Here is a 16,599-nt window from a genome sequence, read left to right as displayed (position 1 = left end):
GCGCCCCGGCCGGGAGCGGGGGTCAGAGCGCGCGGTTGTCGATCAGCCGGGTCGTGCCGACGCGGGCGGCGACCAGGGCGAGGGTGCCGGGGCCCGGTTCGGCCGGCTCGAGGGTCGCGGGGTCGACGACGACGAGGTAGTCCAGCCGCACCCCGTCCTCGGCGTCGATCCGGGCGCGGGCGGCGGGCAGGTCCACCTCCCCCGCGGCGAGGGCGGCCAGCGTGCGCGGGAGCACGAGGGCGGCGCGGCGCCCGTCGTCGTCGAGGTAGCGGTTGCGGGAGGACAGGGCGAGCCCGTCGGCGTCCCGCACGATCGGCACGGGGCGGACCTCGACGGGCAGGGCGAAGTCCGCGACCATCCGCCGCACGAGCAGCAGCTGCTGGGCGTCCTTCTCCCCGAAGTAGGCGCGGAAGGCTCCCCCGCCGCGGGGGGCGGTGAGGTTGAGCAGCCGGTTGACCACGGTGAGGGCGCCGTCGAAGTGCCCGGGCCGGCTGGCGCCGTCGAGGACCGTGCCCAGCCGCCCGGCGGTGACCCGCACGAGCGGCTCCCCGCCCGGGTACATCTGCTCGAGCCCGGGGGCGAGCACGAGGTCGGCCCCGTGCCGGGCGAGCAGCTCGAGGTCGGCCTCGAGGGTGCGCGGGTAGCGCTCGTAGTCCTCGCCGGGGCCGAACTGCAGCGGGTTGACGAAGATCGAGACGGCGACCACGTCGTTCTCCGCCCTGGCCCGGCGCACCAGGTGGCCGTGGCCCTCGTGCAGCGCGCCCATCGTGGGCACCAGCCCCAGCGAGGCGGGGCCCGCGCCCGCCGCCGCCAGTCGCTCGGCGAGGGCGGTGCGGAACTCGGCGGGGTCGTGGCAGACGCGGGGGGCGGGGCTCACGGGGTGTCCTCTCCGTCGGCGGGGCGGGGGTCGGGCCCGCCGGGGGCGCCGGTGAGCTCGAGGGCGGCCAGCACGGCGTCGTAGCGGGAGCGCTCGAGCAGGCCGCGGTCCAGGGCCCGGCGCGCGGTGACGCGGGCGAGGTCGAGGTAGGCCAGCAGCACGTCGTCGCCGGCGTGCCCGCGCGCGTACTCGTCGAGGGCGCGCCGGTGGGCGGCCACGGTGCCGGCGTCGCCGCGGGCGACCGGGCCGGTCAGGGCCCGCTCCCCGGCGGCGAGGGCGTTGTCGAGGCTCGCGCGCAGCAGGGGACCCAGGACCCGCTCCGGGCGGGCCACCCCGATCTCGCGCAGCACCTGGGCGGACTGGCCGGTGAGGGTCATCGCGTGGTTGGCGGCGTGGGCGAGGGCCGCGTGGTAGAGCCCGCGGTCGGCCTCGGCCACCACGACCGGCTCGGCGCCCATCTCGACGACCAGGGCCTGGGCGATGGGCAGCACGGGGGCGGGGGCCGTCACCCCGAACGAGCAGTCGTTCAGGCGGGCCAGGTCGAGGCTGAGCCCCGTGAAAGTCATGGCCGGGTGGATCGCCAGCGGGATCGCCCCGGCCCGGCGGGCGGGCTCGAGCACGTCGGTGCCCCAGCGCCCGGCGGTGTGCACGACGAGCTGGCCCGCCTGCCACAGTCCCGCGTCGGCCAGCCCCTGCACGAGCCCGGGCAGCTCGTCGTCGGGCACGGCCAGCAGCACGAGCTCGGCGCGGCGGACCACGTCCGGCACCTCGAGCACCGGCACGTCCGGCAGCAGGGCCGCGGCCCGCTCGCGGCTGGCCTCGGACACGGCGCTGGCCCCGACCACGGCGTGGCCGGCGGCGCGCAGCGCGGCGCCGAGCACCGCGCCGACCTTGCCCGCGCCGACGACCCCGATGCCGAGCCGTCCCGGGCGGTGGGTCGGGTCGCTCATGGTCCCTCCTGCGGGGGTCGGGGCGGTCGCGGGGCGTCGGCCAGTCTACGGGCGCCGGTCGCGTGCACCGCCTGCGCGGCCGCGAGCCCCCGGGCGGCGGCGGCGTCGAGGTGGGGCACGACGACGGAGACCGGGCCCGGCACCGAGTGCAGGTGCACGTCGGCGAGGGCGAGGGCGCGCTCGAGCGGGCCCTGCTGCACGGCCACCGACTGGGTCTTCTCGTGCGGCACCACGGCGGCGCGGCGGGCCATGCGCCCGCCGCGCACGACCAGCACGGCCTCGTCCGCGGCGAAGCCCGTGCGCCGGTGGGTCAGCGGGTCCAGCCACCGGGCCCGGCGCGGGGAGGTCGTGAAGCGGCCCTGCCCGCCGGATCCGTGCAGCCCCTCGTCCACGAGCGCCGCGAGGCCCGCCGGAGGAACGGCCGGCAGGGCCAGGCGCAGCACGGCGTGGACCTCCGCGCGCGTGCCCACGGGCAGCAGGGTCGAGCGCAGCGCCTCCTCGTCGCCGGCGCCGGGCCCGTAGCCGGCCACGTTCACGCGCACGCGGTACCAGCCGAAGGGCCGCCACAGCAGGGGACGGTCCACGCCCACGGCCTGGATCCGGCCCACGGGCACGGTCTGGGAGCGGACCCCGAGCAGGCCGTGGCGCACGCGCAGGCCCTCGGGCAGGCGCAGCAGCCGGAAGCGCCAGCCCTGCTCGACCCGCCGGTAGGCGACGGCCCCGAAGCTCAGCAGCCCGGGGATCCACGCGGCGAGCAGCCCGGGACCGGCCACGGGGTCGGCGAGCAGGGCCACGGGGGCCGCCGCGAGCAGCGCGACGAGCACGAGGGCGGTGCCCGAGGCGAGCACGGAGCCGATCAGCCGGCCCGCGGGGACGGCGAGCACCGGGTGCTCGTGCTCCTCCCCGGCCGGGGCGGCGGGCGGGTGCGCCCACGGGGCCGGGCGCCGCCCGCCCGGGGCCGCGGGGCGGGGCAGGCGCCCGAGCAGCTCGGCGCGCAGGGCCCGGGCCTGGGCGTGGGTGAGGTAGGCGAGGGAGACGGCGGACTCCCCCGCGTCGGCGACCTCGAACTTCAGCTCGGCCAGCCCCAGCAGCCGGGGCACGAAGGGGCGGTGGATGTCGATGGCCTGGACCCGGTCCAGACGGGCCTGGCGCTCGCGGCGGAACAGGACCCCGGAGCGCACCCGCACGTGCTCGGTCCCGACCTGGAAGCGGGTGAACCACCACGAGACGAGCACGACACCGGCGGCGACCCCGAGCAGCAGGGCCGCGCCCCCGGCCGCGGCGAGCCAGAAGCCCGTGCCCAGCCGGGACAGGTCGAGGTCCTCCGGCGGCCGCGGTCCCGGCGCCCCGAGGTAGCCCCCGACGAGGTCGTCGAGGACGATGTTGACGAAGGCGCCGCCGAGCACGAGCACCGCGAGCCAGCCCCGGACCACGGGGGTGAGCGGGTGGACGCGGCGCCAGGCCGCCTCCTCGCCGGGGTGCCCCGCGGCGGGCCCGGCCGCGGGGGCGGGGGCGCCGCTCACAGGCCCGCCAGGAGGGCCTCGCCGCGGGCGGTGAGCCGCTCGCGCAGCCGGGCGGCCTCGGCGTGCTCGACCCCGGGGATCTCGGCGTGGCTGCCCACGGCGGCGGTGTGCAGCCTGACCGTGGCCAGGCCGAGGGCCCGCTGCAGCGGGGAGACCGAGACGTCCACGTACTGCATGCGCCCGTAGGGGATGACGGTGACGCGCTGGTAGAGCAGACCGCGGCGCACCAGCAGGTCCTCCCCGCGCTCGGCGTAGCCGATGGCGCGCACCCGGCGCGGGGCCAGGGCCAGGGAGACGGCCCCGATCAGCAGCACCGCCGCGGGGGGCAGGGCCAGCAGGGGCAGGGGCGCCGACCACGTGCCCGTGGCCACGAGCACGGCCGGCCAGCCGACGGCGGCCGTCCAGAACAGCGTCGCGGCCAGCCCGGAGACGAGCACGAGGGTGGTGTGGCGCGGCGAGACCCGGGTCCACACGATCCCCTCGGGGTCGATCCCCCGGTCTCCCGGCGCGTGCTCCTGCGGCGCGGGGTCCGCTCCCGCCGGGGCCCCGGCCGTGCGTCCCGGCGGCGGGCCGGGGGGCGCCGGCTCAGCCGGCGCCGCCGGGTCCTTCGCGGGGTCGCGGGGGGATTCCACGGGCATAACCACCTTCTCCCTCGGGCAGCTCCTTGTCCCGCCCCCTACCGTACTCGGCGGCCTCCTCGGCGTCGGGGTCGTCGGGCGGGAGCTTGCAGAAGCCCTCCACGACCCAGCCGACGACGACGAGCACGAGCCCGGCGCCGGTGTGGGCCAGGCTCGCCCACAGGGGGCCCTGTTCCGAGCGCAGCCCGACCAGGGTCAGCTGCTCGAGGGCGATGGTCGCGTGCCAGCCGGCCAGCACCGCCCCGGCCCACGCGACGGCCTGGGCGCCGGCGGCGGTGCGGGCGGCGACGACCGGCTCGAAGCGCTCCGGGCGCCGGCCCTCCTGGTAGCGCCTGACCCGCAGGCCGAGGACGAGCAGGACCACGGCGACGGCCGCGCAGGCGGCCAGCGAGGCCCACGGCAGGACGAGCAGGGGCCCGCCGGCGCCGGTGGAGACCCGGTTGGCGCTCCAGCCGACCGCACCGGCGGCGGCGGCGCACATCAGCAGGGCGGGAACGGTGAGCACGTGCACGGCCGGACCCCCTCAGTGCCCCGGCGGCCCGGGCGGGTCCGCGGGCAGCAGGGGTTCGGTGCCGGGGCCGACGCCGTCCCGGTCGGGGGCGGCACGGGCGAGCTCGGCGACCGGGCGCCCGTCGAGGACCGCCTCCGGGTCCATGAGCGCCCAGGGCACGAGCACGAACGCGCGCCCGGCGGCACGGGGGTGCGGGAGGGTCAGCTCGGGGCTGTCGAGGCGGCGCGCGTCGTAGTCGACGACGTCGACGTCGAGGGTGCGGGGCCCCCAGCGCACCTCGCGGGTGCGGTGGTGGCGGTCCTCGACCGCCTGGCAGGCGCGCAGCAGCTCGAGGGGCGCGAGGTCGGTCTCGACCTCGACGACCGCGTTGCGGAACTCGTCCTGGCCGGGCGGTCCGCCCACGGGCGCGGTGGCGACCACGGGCGAGGCCCGCACGAGGCGGATCCCGGGGTGGGCGGCCAGCTCCAGGGCGGCCCGGCGCAGGGTCCCCTCCCGGTCCCCGAGGTTCGCGCCCAGCGCGAGGACGGCCCGCACGCCCATCTCAGCGCTCCCGGTAGATCGTCACGGACACGTCGGAGAAGGTGACCTCGATGGGCGCCTTGGGCTTGTGCACGGTGATCTCCACCGCGTCGAGGGGGAAGGCCCCGAGCAGCTGTGCGGCGATCCGCTCGGCGAGGGTCTCGAGCAGGTCCACGCTGGGGCCCGTCACGATGTCCCGGACCTGCTCGGCGACCTCGCCGTAGTGGGCGGTGCGGGCGACGTCGTCGGCGGTGCCCGCGGGGGCGAGGTCCAGGTACATCACGACGTCCACGAAGAAGGGCTGGCCGCTGCGCTTCTCCTGCTCGAGCACCCCGTGGTAGCCGACCGCGCCGACGCCCATCAGATTGATCCGGTCGCGGCGCTCCGCCGGGCGGGCGGCGGCGGGCGGGGCGAGCTGGCGCCCGGCCCGGTCCCCGCCGCGCGCCGTGCCGTGGTCCTCCCGCGGCAGCCGGCTCACGCGTCCGCCCCCGCACCCGGGCGCAGCACGGGCGGCTCCACCCCGGCCCAGGCGTGGGCCACGGCCACGGCGTCGGCACTCGAGCGCACGTCGTGCACGCGCACGGCCCAGGCCCCCTCGCGGGCGGCCAGGGCGCTGAGCGCGGCGGTCGCGGCGTCGCGACCGCCCGCCGGCCGGGGCCCGCCGGCGTCCTCGAGCAGCCCGCCCAGGAAGCGCTTGCGGGACCCGGCCACGAGGACCCTGTGGCCGGTGGCGAGCAGCCGCGGCAGGGCCCGCAGCACCGCCCAGTTCTGCGTCCCGCGCTTGGCGAAGCCCAGGCCGGGGTCGAGGATCAGCAGCTCGGGCGGCAGTCCGGCCTCGAGCACCCGGGCCCGCAGCTGCCCGAGCTCGCCGAGGACCTCCCCGGCGACGTCGTCGTAGACGGCCAGGGAGTCCATGGTCCCGGGCGTGCCGCGGGCGTGCATCAGGACGTACGGGACCTGCCGCTCCGCCACGAGGGCGATCATCTCCGCGGAGGTGCTCAGCCCGGAGACGTCGTTGATCACGTGCGCGCCGGCGTCCAGGACGGCCTCGGCGGTCTCCGGGTGGAAGGTGTCGACGCTGAGGACGGCGCCCGCGGCCGCGAGCTCGGCCACGACGGGCAGGATCCGGCGCTGCTCCTCGGCCGGGCCGATCCGCTCGGAGCCGGGGCGGGTGGACTCCCCGCCGACGTCCACGAGGTCGGCGCCCTCCGCCATCAGCCGCAGCCCGTGGGCGACCGCGGCCCGGTGGCCGGCGTGGGCCCCGCCGTCGCTGAAGGAGTCGGGGGTGACGTTGAGGATGCCCATCACGAGGGTCCGGTCCCGGGGCAGGGCCTCGAAGGAGCCCCAGCCGGCGGTGCCCGGGCCTGTCACGGCCGTCACGGCCGTCACCGGCCCAGGATGAGGCTCATGGCCTCGGCCCGGGTGGCGGTCTCGCGCAGCTGGCCGCGCACGGCGGAGGTGACGGTCTTCGCCCCCGGCTTGCGGACCCCGCGCATCGACATGCACAGGTGCTCGCACTCCACGACGACGATCACCCCCGCCGGGGCCAGGTGCTCCACGATGGCGTCGACGATCTGGGTGGTCAGCCGCTCCTGGACCTGCGGGCGGCGGGCGTAGAGGTCCACGAGGCGGGCGAGCTTGCTCAGGCCCGTGACCGCGCCGTCGTGGCCGGGGATGTAGCCCACGTGGGCGTGGCCGTGGAAGGGCACCAGGTGGTGCTCGCAGGTGGAGTAGAAGGGGATGTCCTTGACGAGGACCATCTCGGAGTGGCCGATGTCGAAGGTCGTCCCGAGCACCTCGCCCGGGTCCTGGTGCAGGCCGGCGAACATCTCGGCCCAGGCCCGGGCCACCCGGCCCGGCGTGCCCTGCAGGCCCTCCCGGTCGGGGTCCTCCCCGATGGCCAGCAGCAGCTCCCGCACCGCGGCGGCGACCCGCTCCTGGTCGACCGCGCCCGCCCCCGCCTCGAGGGCGGGGTCCGTGTCGGGGTAGGGCGGCTCGAAGGCCTCCTGCCGCGGGTCGTGCGGGGTGGTTCCGTCGGTGCGGGCCTCGTGGGGCAACGCGCCCTCCTCCTGGTGCTGTGCGGTCTCGCCGGGCAGTGCTGGTCGGCGGGCGCGCCCGGCCTCGCGCCCCATCCTAGGTGTACCCGGTCATGAGGTTGGTCGCAGGCGGCTGACCGGTGGGTGTCCGCCGAGTGCGCTGTGGCGTCTTTCAGTGTTGTAGTGCTCGATCCAGGGGGCAAGGGCGGCGGTGCGTTCGTCGTTGCTGATGAAGACCTGCCGGTAGGCCCACTCGGTGGCCAGGGTGCGGTTGAGGCGCTCCACCTTGCCGTTCTGCCACGGGCAGTGCGGGCGGATGAAGATCTGCTTGGCACCCAGGGCCGCGACCACCTCCCGCACGGCCGCGGAATGACGGTAGGCGAAGGCGTTGTCGGTCATCACCCGCTCGATCCTCGGGATCCCGTGGCCGGCGAAGTAGACGGCCGCCCGGGCCAGGAACTCCGCGCAGGTGGCGCCCTTCTCATCGGCGTGGATCTCCGAGTACGCCAGCCTCGAGTGGTCGTCGACCACCGAGTGCACGTAGTCGAAGCCGGGCCCATGGCGTCGATCTCTGACCGCGTTCGCACGCCCCAAGGCACGCCAGCCGCCACCATCAGGGATCCGCCCGAGCTTCTTCACGTCCATGTGCACCAACTCCCCGGGGTGCTCGCGTTCGTAGCGCACCGCGGTGGTCTTCGAGGACCGGATCACCGCACCGGTGAGCGGGTCCAGCTCCCGCAGGTACGGGACCTGGTGGCGGGCCAGGATCCGCCCCACCGTGCGTGCCGGGATGCCCAGCTCACCTGCGATCCAGTCCTGGCCCCGCCGGGTCCTGGCGCGCAGCGCCAGGACCCGCTGCTCCGTGCTCGGGCAGGTGCGGGTCGGGGTGGTGTGCGGGCGGGAGGACCGGTCCTGCAGACCGGTCTCGCCCTCGGTGTCGTAGCGGGCGATCCAGTGAGACACACACTTGCGCGAGATCCCCATGGCTTTGGCGATGTGGGACTTCGGCATCCCGGAACGGTGCCGGGAGACGATGAGCAGCCTGCCGTGGACGGTGGTGCGGGCATTACGGTGGGACACGGGAGCCTCCGTGGTGGATGTGGGCCTTAGACAAGCCACACCCCACCCGGAGGCTCTCCTCACGTCAACACCCTCCTGCTACCAACGTCCTGACCGGGTACACCTAGGCGGCGCTCAGGCGCGCCCGTGCCCGGGACCGTCCTCCCCCGCGGCACCGGAGCCCCGGGCGGCCCCGCCGTCCTCGCCGGGAGGCGTCGAGTGCCCGCGCTCGGGGACCTCGAGGGGGTGCTCCGGCTTCGCGGCGGCGGCCTGGTCCTGCGGGGCCAGGGTCGAGGGGTCCTGGACGTGGAGGCGCCGGGCCTCCTCCCGCTCCGCGGGGGTGACCACGGGCGGGACGTCGGAGACGGGCCGGGTGTCCTTGGACAGCCACACCGGGCGCAGGTCGCGCTTGCGCACGTCGCGGAACAGCTCGGCGATCTGGGCCTCGTTGAGCGTCTCCTTCTCGAGCAGCTCGAGGGCCAGCCGGTCGAGGACCCCGCGGTTGTCCATGAGGATCTGGTGGGCCTCGTCGTGGGCCTGCTCCAGCAGCGCCCGGACCTCCTCGTCCACGATCGCGGCGGTGCGCTCGGAGTACTCCCGCCCGCCGCCCGCGGCGTCGCGGCCCAGGAACGGCTCGGAGCTGTCCCCGCCGAGCTTGATGGAGCCCACGCGGGCGCTCATCCCGTACTGGGTGACCATCTTGCGGGCGGTGTCGGTGGCCTTCTGGATGTCGTTGGAGGCGCCGGTGGAGGGGTCGCGGAAGACGATCTCCTCGGCGGCGCGCCCGCCCATGGCGTAGGCCATCTGGTCCAGCAGCTCGTTGCGGGTGGTCGAGTACTTGTCGTCCAGGGGCATCACCATGGTGTAGCCCAGGGCCCGCCCGCGCGGGAGGATCGTGATCTTCGTGACCGGGTCGGTGTTGCGCAGGGCCGCGGCCACGAGCGCGTGCCCGCCCTCGTGGTAGGCGGTGACCTTGCGCTCGAGCTCCTTCATGATGCGGCTGCGCTTCTGCGGGCCGGCGATGACGCGGTCGATGGCCTCGTCCACGGCCCGGTCGTCGATCAGCTGGGCGTGCGAGCGGGCGGTGAGCAGCGCCGCCTCGTTCATGACGTTGGCCAGCTCCGCGCCGGTGAAGCCGGGGGTGCGCTTGGCCACGCCGGCGAGGTCCACGTTGTCCGCCAGCGGCTTGCCCTGGGCGTGCACGCGCAGGATCTGCAGGCGGCCCTTCATGTCCGGGGCCTCCACGCCGATCTGGCGGTCGAAGCGGCCCGGGCGCAGCAGCGCCGGGTCCAGGACGTCGGGGCGGTTGGTCGCGGCGATGAGGATGACGTTGGTCGTGGCGTCGAAGCCGTCCATCTCCACGAGCAGCTGGTTGAGGGTCTGCTCGCGCTCGTCGTTGCCGCCGCCCATGCCGGCGCCGCGCTGGCGGCCGACGGCGTCGATCTCGTCGACGAAGATGATCGCGGGGGCGTTCTCCTTGGCCTGCTGGAAGAGGTCGCGCACGCGGGAGGCGCCCACGCCCACGAACATCTCCACGAAGTCGGAGCCGGAGATCGAGAAGAACGGCACGCCCGCCTCCCCGGCCACGGCACGGGCCAGCAGCGTCTTGCCGGTGCCGGGCGGGCCGTAGAGCAGCACGCCCTTGGGCACCTTCGCCCCGAGGGCGGTGAAGCGGTCGCGCTCGACCAGGAACTGCTTGATCTCGTCGAGCTCCTGGACGGCCTCGTCGGCGCCGGCGACGTCGGCGAAGGTGACGGTGGGGTTGTCCTTGTCGAACATCTTCGCCCGGGAGCGGCCGAAGCGCATGACCTGCGAGCCGCCGCCCTGCATGCGGGAGAAGACGAACCAGAAGATCGCCAGGATGATCAGGAACGGCAGCAGGAACCCGAGCAGGCTCGTGAACCAGTTGGACTCCACGGGCTGGTCGGTGAAGCCCTCGAGGTCGGCGGCGTCCATGGCCTCGACGACGTCGTCGGCGCGCGGGGTGACGTAGTAGAACTCGACGCTGCGCCCGAGGTCGCGGCCCTCGACGGTCAGGTCCTCCTCGAGCTGCAGCTCGACCTTCTGCTGGCCGTCGTAGATCTTTGCCTCGGAGACCTTGCCGTCGGCGAGCAGCTGCAGGCCCACGTTGGTGTCCACCCGCCCCGAGGAGCCGGTGGTGAGGGTGCCCACGAGGGGGAAGAGCACCAGGACGGCCAGCAGCACCCAGAACCAGGGTCCCCTGAAGAAGTTGTTGGGTTTTTTCGCCGTGGCCAAGCCGTTGATCCTCCCGTGGATGGTGGGTCCGGCCCCCTCGGGACCGGGCCCGCCCGGGGCCGGTCCAGGGGACGCAGACCTACAATGTACAGCCCGCCCACCGGCGGGGGCCGGGAAGGGCCGGGGAGTTCCCTGTCAGCGGACAGCGCCCGCCGCCCCGGCCCGGGGCACGGGCGGGGACGGCGGGCGGTGCGCCCGCGCGCTCACTCGTAGACGTGCGGGGCCAGGGTGGCGATGCAGTCGAGGTTGCGGTACTTCTCGGCGTAGTCGAGGCCGTAGCCGACCACGAACTCGTTGGGGATGTCCCAGCCCACGTAGCGGACGTCGATCGCGGTCTTCGCGGCCTCGGGCTTGCGCAGCAGCGCGCAGATCTCCACCGAGGCGGCGCGGCGGGACTGCAGGTTGGCGCGCAGCCAGGAGAGGGTGAGGCCGGAGTCGATGATGTCCTCGACGATGAGCACGTCCCGCCCGGAGAGGTCGGTGTCGAGGTCCTTGAGGATCCGCACCACCCCGGAGGACTTGGTGCCGGAGCCGTAGGAGGACACCGCCATCCAGTCCATGGGGTACTGGCCCTTGAGGGCGCGGCACAGATCGGCCATGACCATCACGGCGCCCTTGAGCACGCCGACCAGCAGGACGTCGCGGCCCCGGTAGTCGGCGTCCACGGCCGCCGCGAGCTCGGCGATCTTCGCCTCGATCTCTTCCCTGGTGAACAGGACCTCGGTGAGATCCCCCTGGACGTCCTCAGCCTTCACGGCGCTCCTCGTGCGATGCGGGTCCGGATTCCGGTGCGGCGGCCCCGCCGGGACGCGCCCCGGCGAGCTCCAGGTGCCCGGGCCCGCGGGTGCCGGGCTGCGGGCGCCTGCGCCACACGGACACCTTACCCGCCATCTGGACCGGCCCCGCCGCGCCCCGGCCGCGGGCCAGCGCGTCGAGGGCGCCGAGGCGCTCGTGGGACGGGGACTGCCCGCCGGCGGCCACGACCGCCGCGGCCAGGGCCCGCCGGCGCAGGGCCTCGGGGGCCTCCTGCAGCACCTCCAGGTCGAGCCGGAGGGCACCGCCCGGCTCCTGTCCACCCGGCCCGGGCGCCGGGGGCGCGGCGGCGCGGGCGCGGGCCAGCAGCTCGCCCCCGGCCTCGTCGAGGAAGCGGGCGTCGGGGCCCAGGATCGCGGCGGAGCGCGCCAGGGCACGGGCGATCCCCGGCCCCAGCTCCGCCTCGAGGACGGGCAGGACTCGGTGGCGGATCCGGGAGCGCGTGAGCGTGGTGTCGCCGTTGGTGGGGTCGTGCCAGGGCTCGAGCTGCTCGGCCGCGCACACGGCCAGCGTCTGCTCGCGGGTCAGCTCGAGGAAGGGCCGCAGGTAGGTGACGCCGTCGAGCTCGCGCACCGGCGGCATGCCGGCCAGCGACCGGGTGCCGGAGCCGCGGGCCAGGCCCAGCAGCACGGACTCCGCCTGGTCGTCGAGGGTGTGCCCGAGCAGCACCGCGGCGGCGCCGGTGCGGCGCACGACCTCGGCGATCCCGGCGTAGCGGGCCGTGCGGGCGGCCATCTCGGGGCCCTCCGTCCCGCGGCGGACGGTCACGGCGGTGATGTGCACGGGGTCGAGCCCGAGCCCGCGCAGCGTCTCCGCCGTGCGGGCGGCGACCTCGGCGGAGCCCTCCTGGAGCCCGTGGTCGACGACGACCCCGCCCACGCGCAGCACGCCCCGGCGGGCGAAGTGGGCCGCGGCCGCGGCCAGGGCCAGCGAGTCGGGGCCGCCGCTGCAGGCGACCAGCACGAGCGGGTCGCCGCCGGCCCCCGGGTGCGCACGGACGGCGTCGAGCACGAGCCGCCGTGCCGCGGCGACGTCCGGGGACAGCCGGCCGCGGCGGCCGAACTGCGTCACCCGCGGGCGCCCTCGCGGGCGCTCACGGCCTGGCGGTGCTCCGCCTCGCGCACGGCCAGGCCCACGACCTTGGCGAGCGTGGGAGCACCCTCCCCCAGCAGGTCCACGGCGACCTCGAGCTCACGCTGCGGGACGACGGTCGCGAGGGCGGCCACGGCGTTGGTCTCGCTGTGGATGCCCGCCTGGATCTGCGTGGTCGACAGCACGGGCTGGGAGGCCTCGACCTGCGCGAGGACCTCCTCGACGTCCGGGGTGCCGATGCGCTGCTCGAGCATGACGAGGCGCTCGTAGACGGCCGGGTTGCCGATCTTGATCCGCCGGCCGCTGTTGAGCTGCGACAGCATGGGGGCGGACAGGCCGAGGACCTCGGCGAGCCGCCGCTGGGTGATGCCGTAGGCCTGGACGATCGCGCCGAACCGCTCCGAGAGCGGCTGGCCGTACAGCCGGACCTGCTGTTCGATGTTCTCTGTGCTCACGTAAAGATCTTGGCACAGAAATCTTCTGTCACCTACCGCGTTGCGCGCCGTGACCGGCGGTGGCGCCCCCCTTCCAGGCGGTCGCAAATCAATGTATTTGCATGTCAGACCGGGGTCGCGGATTCCTAGCACACTCCCAGGTCGCGATCAAGAGGAGGGGTGCGCCCCCGGAGTCAGCACGCGGTCGATCCACCGCTGCGGGTCGTGGATCTCGGCCTCGGAGGGCAGGTGCTCGACGCGCTCCCAGATCCGGTTGAACCCCGCGAGCCCGCTCGCCGCGACGACGGCCGTCACGAAGCGCTGGCCGTCGCTGTACTGGCGCATCTTGGCGTCCATCCCGAGCAGGCGGCGCACGAACCGGTCGAGGGCCCCCTGCAGCTCGGAGCGCCGCTCGAAGCGGCGGCGGATGGTGCGCACGGAGGGCACCACCGAGGCGTCGACGCCGTCCATCACGAAGTTGGCGTGGCCCTCGAGCAGGCTCATCACCGCGGTGAGGTGGGAGAGGACCTCCTTCTCCCGCCGGCCCATGAGCAGCCCCACCAGCCCCAGCGAGGGCTCGGCCGGGCCGTCGGCGGGGCGGCGGGCCGTGAGGGAGCGGACGGCCTCGCCCAGCCGCTCCCCCAGGGCCTCGGGCTGGCCCAGCACGGAGTCGGAGAGCAGGCGGATCTGCTCGAGCATGTGGGTGCGGAGCCAGGGCGCCGCTGCGAACTGCACCCGGTGGGTCTGCTCGTGCAGGCACACCCACAGCCGGAAGTCCTCGGGCTCCACGTTGAGCTCGCGCTCCACCGTGAGGATGTTCGGGGCCACGAGCATCAGCCGCCCGCCCGGGTGCCGGGCCGCGGCCTCCGCGGAGACGAGCCCGGCGTAGGGGTCGTACTGCCCGAGCACCTTCGCGGAGAGGAAGCCCAGCACCCCGGCCATCTCCACGGCCGTGGCGGTCCCGCCGAGCGCGGTGGCGGCGGCCCCGAACTGCTCGGGGCGGCGGCGGCGCAGCGCCTGGGCGGCCGGTTCCATGAGGACCTCGAAGGACTGGGCGTTGGCCTTGGCCCAGCCGGCGCGGTCCACGACCAGCACCGTGGAGTCGCGCAGGTCGCGGGCGGCGTCCAGCCCGGAGATGCGGTGGACGTGGTCCACGGAGTCCTCGGCGTGGCGGCGCAGGGAGGCGACGGCGGAGCGCATCGCCCGGGCCGGGAGCCGGGGGCCGGCCGGGGTGATCCGCGCGGCGGTCTCCGCCGCGAGGTCCCAGCGCACGATCGCCGGTGCCGCGCCGTCCGCGGCGGAGGTCCCCGCGGCTCCCGTCGCGGGGCCGGTGGCGGGGTCCGGGCTGCGGTCTGGAGCGCTCATGCCCTCATGCAACCACACCGGCCCGGGGAACCCCCTCGGCCGCCGGACTGTTGCACCGCCCGCACGTCCCTCCCCCGCCCGCGCGCCCTGTCCCCTCCCGCGCGGTCCCACGCCGCTGCCGCGGCGGGGACCCGGCGCGGCAGCGGGTTCCCGCGGGGAAGTGCGGGACGGGACGGGGCGGGTGCGGCGGGACGGGGCGGGTGCGGCCGGTGGCGTGCGGTCTAGGGGGCCGTGCACGGGGCGGCGCACAGGTCCGCGAGCGCCGCCACGGCGCGGTCGACGGCGTCGCGGGCCGCGGCCGGGTCGGTGACCCCGTCCAGGAGCACGGCGAAGGTGAGCAGCCGCCCGTCGCGGGTGCTGACGTGCCCCGAGAGGGAGACCACGGTGAACAGCGTGCCGGTCTTGGCCCGGGCGGCGCCGCGGCCGGCCTGCTCGCCGGGGTCGTCGAAGCGCGCCGCGAGGGTCCCGGTGGCCCCGGCCACGGGCAGGGCGCGGGCGCCCGGGGCGAGCCGGCCGCCGGTGTCGGTGACGAGCACGCGCACGAGGTGCTCGAGGGTGCGGGCCGGGAGCCGGTCCTGCAGCGACATCCCCGAGGCGTCGGAGAGCACGGCCCCCTCGGCGGGGATCCCGTGGGCTGCCAGGGCCCGCTCGGCGGCGGTGCGCGCACCCTCGATGCTGCCGGGCAGGCCGGCCGCGACCGCGGCGACCCGGCCCAGGGCCTCGGCGAGGTCGTTGCGCGACTCGCGGACCATCAGCTCCGCCTGCTCGGCCAGGGCGGCCGACTCGACCGCGGCGAGCTCGGCGGCGCCGGGCGGGGCCGGCCCCGGTCCGGGCGCCACGGCGGCACCGCCCGGCAGCAGCCGGTCCAGCTCGGCGGCCAGGACCGCGGCGGCCCGCGCGGCGGGGTCCTGCGCCGCGGGAGGGGCCTGCGCCCCGGCCGGGTCCCCGGCGGCGGCACCGGCCCCCTCGCCGAGGGTGTCCCCGGCGAGGGCCAGCGCCGTCGTCGGCCCGATCCGCCCGGCGGCGACGTCGCCGTCGGCCCAGGCGGGGTTGAGGGCCGGCCCCGGGAAGAGGGAGGCGTCCCACCGGACGGTCACGGGGCCGGTGGTCCCGCGCCCGGCGAGCGCGGCGGCGGTGCGCTCGGCGAGGGTGCGCAGCCCCGCCCGGCCCGCGACGGCCTCCGGGTCCGAGGACCCGGCGCCGAGCAGGACGTCGCCGCCGCCCGTGAGCACGACCGTGCCCGGGGCGTCCCCGGCGAGCACCCGGGTGCGCAGGCGCTCGCCGGGACCGGCGTGGGTGAGCAGCGACAGCAGCGTGACGAGCTTCTGGTTGGACGCGGGCACGAGCGCGGCGTCCGGGTCCCGGGTGGCGAGGGGCTCGCCGGTGAGGGCGTCGGCCACGAGCACGGAGCGCCGCGCGGCGGGCACCCCGGTGAGGGCGTGCTCGACGGCGGCGGTGACGTCGGCGGCGGCCGGCCGCGGCGCACCGGGGTCGGGGCGGGTGGCGCCGGCGGGCTCGGGCGGGCCCGCCGGCACGGTGCGCGCGGCGGGCACCTCCGCACCGGCCGGGGCCAGGTGCGGGTGCAGCCAGGCGGCGGTGGCGGCGCACGCGAGCGCGAGCAGCGCGGCGAGCACCCGGGGCGTGCGGGCGCGGGGGCGGGGGCGGGGGTCGGGGGCCACGGGCCCATTGTGCGCCCGCGGCCGGGCGCGTGCGGTTACCGCCGCCCGCGCGGGCGCCGCTATCGTGGGGACGGATTGCCACCGCCCCGACGGGGTGGTGCGGCCGTGCCCGGCCGCTGTCACCGGGTCCTCGCCGGACGAGGACTCCCTGCACGAGGAGAACCACCATGGAGTTGGACGTCACCATCGAGATCCCCAAGGGCTCGCGCGTGAAGTACGAGATCGACCACGAGACCGGCCGGCTGCGCCTGGACCGCGTCCTGTTCACGTCGATGCAGTACCCGGCCCACTACGGCTACTTCGAGGACACCCTGGGCGAGGACGGCGACCCGCTGGACGCCCTGGTCCTGCTGGACTTCGACATCGTCCCCGGCGTGCTGGTCGAGGCCCGCCCGATCGCCGTGTTCAACATGAACGACGAGGCCGGCGGCGACGCGAAGATCCTGTGCGTGTCCACGGACAAGCGCTACGACCACATCCAGGGCCTGGACGACATCGACGAGTTCAAGCAGAAGGAGATCCAGCACTTCTTCGAGCGCTACAAGGACCTCGAGCCCAACAAGTGGGTCAAGGGCGAGGGCTGGGAGGGCAAGGAGACCGCCGAGCGGCTGGTCACCGAGGCCGTCGAGCGCTTCGAGCAGTCCGCCTACGACTCCGCCGCCGAGGCGCAGGAGAAGGCGTCCTCCACCGACTGAGCGCCATCGCGCCCGCACGGGGAGGGGCCGGGGACCGGAGGGTCCCCGGCCCCTCCCCGCATCTCATCCCTGTTGCAAATGCATGTGAATGGATAGAGTCGGAGCGGGTCGGCGCCGCCGGCCCGGCGGTCCCCGGGGACGCATCCCCCCAT

General features: G+C 76.2%; 17 protein-coding genes. 1 reads left to right on the top strand and 16 read right to left on the bottom strand.

Going from position 1 to position 16,599, the window contains the following annotated elements; all coding sequences use genetic code 11:
- Positions 1 to 22: 22 nt before the first annotated feature.
- The 16 genes from panC to AS188_RS06000 form a co-directional block, all read right to left on the bottom strand.
- Positions 23 to 877, bottom strand: coding sequence for a pantoate--beta-alanine ligase (gene panC / locus AS188_RS06075; protein ID WP_058858100.1), 855 nt, complete (start codon positions 875 to 877; stop codon positions 23 to 25).
- Positions 874 to 1,827, bottom strand: a complete 954-nt coding sequence (locus AS188_RS06070) for a Rossmann-like and DUF2520 domain-containing protein (protein WP_058858099.1) — start codon at positions 1,825 to 1,827, stop codon at positions 874 to 876. Before AS188_RS06070 ends, panC begins: the two co-directional genes overlap by 4 nt.
- Positions 1,824 to 3,350, bottom strand: coding sequence for a PH domain-containing protein (locus AS188_RS06065; protein WP_058858098.1), 1,527 nt, complete (start codon positions 3,348 to 3,350; stop codon positions 1,824 to 1,826). The genes AS188_RS06070 and AS188_RS06065 overlap by 4 nt, the downstream gene beginning before the upstream one ends.
- Complete coding sequence (locus AS188_RS06060; protein ID WP_058859766.1) at positions 3,347 to 3,841, bottom strand: PH domain-containing protein; 495 nt, start codon at positions 3,839 to 3,841, stop codon at positions 3,347 to 3,349. Before AS188_RS06060 ends, AS188_RS06065 begins: the two co-directional genes overlap by 4 nt.
- 94 nt (positions 3,842 to 3,935) lie before the next feature.
- Positions 3,936 to 4,499 carry a DUF3180 family protein gene (locus AS188_RS06055; protein ID WP_230780949.1) on the bottom strand — a complete coding sequence of 188 codons (564 nt, stop codon included), beginning with the start codon at positions 4,497 to 4,499 and terminating at the stop codon, positions 3,936 to 3,938.
- Between the two features lie 12 nt (positions 4,500 to 4,511).
- Complete coding sequence (gene folK, locus AS188_RS06050; protein WP_058858097.1) at positions 4,512 to 5,039, bottom strand: 2-amino-4-hydroxy-6-hydroxymethyldihydropteridine diphosphokinase; 528 nt, start codon at positions 5,037 to 5,039, stop codon at positions 4,512 to 4,514.
- Between the two features lies 1 nt (position 5,040).
- On the bottom strand, positions 5,041 to 5,496 hold the full coding sequence (folB, locus tag AS188_RS06045; protein ID WP_083529287.1) for a dihydroneopterin aldolase: 456 nt from the start codon (positions 5,494 to 5,496) through the stop codon (positions 5,041 to 5,043).
- Positions 5,493 to 6,407, bottom strand: a complete 915-nt coding sequence (folP, locus tag AS188_RS06040) for a dihydropteroate synthase (RefSeq protein WP_236945067.1) — start codon at positions 6,405 to 6,407, stop codon at positions 5,493 to 5,495. The genes folB and folP overlap by 4 nt, the downstream gene beginning before the upstream one ends.
- Positions 6,404 to 6,937 (bottom strand): GTP cyclohydrolase I FolE, encoded by a 534-nt coding sequence (gene folE / locus AS188_RS06035; protein WP_230781133.1) that lies wholly within the window; start codon positions 6,935 to 6,937, stop codon positions 6,404 to 6,406. Before folE ends, folP begins: the two co-directional genes overlap by 4 nt.
- 228 nt (positions 6,938 to 7,165) lie before the next feature.
- Entirely contained in the window at positions 7,166 to 8,134 is a 969-nt protein-coding gene (locus tag AS188_RS06030; RefSeq protein WP_147050849.1) for an IS481 family transposase, read from the bottom strand.
- A gap of 114 nt (positions 8,135 to 8,248) precedes the next feature.
- A complete protein-coding gene (ftsH, locus tag AS188_RS06025) occupies positions 8,249 to 10,369 on the bottom strand; it encodes an ATP-dependent zinc metalloprotease FtsH (RefSeq protein WP_058858095.1) in 2,121 nt (706 codons plus the stop codon).
- A 203-nt stretch (positions 10,370 to 10,572) separates the two neighbouring features.
- A complete protein-coding gene (gene hpt / locus AS188_RS06020) occupies positions 10,573 to 11,124 on the bottom strand; it encodes a hypoxanthine phosphoribosyltransferase (RefSeq protein ID WP_058858094.1) in 552 nt (183 codons plus the stop codon).
- The gene (gene tilS / locus AS188_RS06015) at positions 11,114 to 12,253 is read right to left on the bottom strand and encodes a tRNA lysidine(34) synthetase TilS (protein ID WP_058858093.1); all 1,140 of its coding nucleotides are present in this window, start codon (positions 12,251 to 12,253) and stop codon (positions 11,114 to 11,116) included. Before tilS ends, hpt begins: the two co-directional genes overlap by 11 nt.
- On the bottom strand, positions 12,250 to 12,729 hold the full coding sequence (locus AS188_RS06010; protein WP_058858092.1) for a transcriptional regulator: 480 nt from the start codon (positions 12,727 to 12,729) through the stop codon (positions 12,250 to 12,252). The genes tilS and AS188_RS06010 overlap by 4 nt, the downstream gene beginning before the upstream one ends.
- Before the next feature lie 147 nt (positions 12,730 to 12,876).
- On the bottom strand, positions 12,877 to 14,073 hold the full coding sequence (locus AS188_RS06005) for a zinc-dependent metalloprotease (RefSeq protein ID WP_083529285.1): 1,197 nt from the start codon (positions 14,071 to 14,073) through the stop codon (positions 12,877 to 12,879).
- A gap of 221 nt (positions 14,074 to 14,294) precedes the next feature.
- Positions 14,295 to 15,752 carry a D-alanyl-D-alanine carboxypeptidase gene (locus AS188_RS06000; RefSeq protein ID WP_058858091.1) on the bottom strand — a complete coding sequence of 486 codons (1,458 nt, stop codon included), beginning with the start codon at positions 15,750 to 15,752 and terminating at the stop codon, positions 14,295 to 14,297.
- 167 nt (positions 15,753 to 15,919) lie between these two features.
- Here AS188_RS06000 and AS188_RS05995 point away from each other — a divergent pair, with 167 nt between their 5' ends.
- Positions 15,920 to 16,447 (top strand): inorganic diphosphatase, encoded by a 528-nt coding sequence (locus AS188_RS05995; protein ID WP_058858090.1) that lies wholly within the window; start codon positions 15,920 to 15,922, stop codon positions 16,445 to 16,447.
- Positions 16,448 to 16,599: the final 152 nt, after the last annotated feature.

Origin of the sequence: Kocuria flava (assembly GCF_001482365.1) — a bacterium.
Taxonomy (GTDB): Bacteria; Actinomycetota; Actinomycetes; order Actinomycetales; family Micrococcaceae; genus Kocuria; species Kocuria flava.
This window is presented reverse-complemented; position numbering and strand designations above follow the sequence as displayed.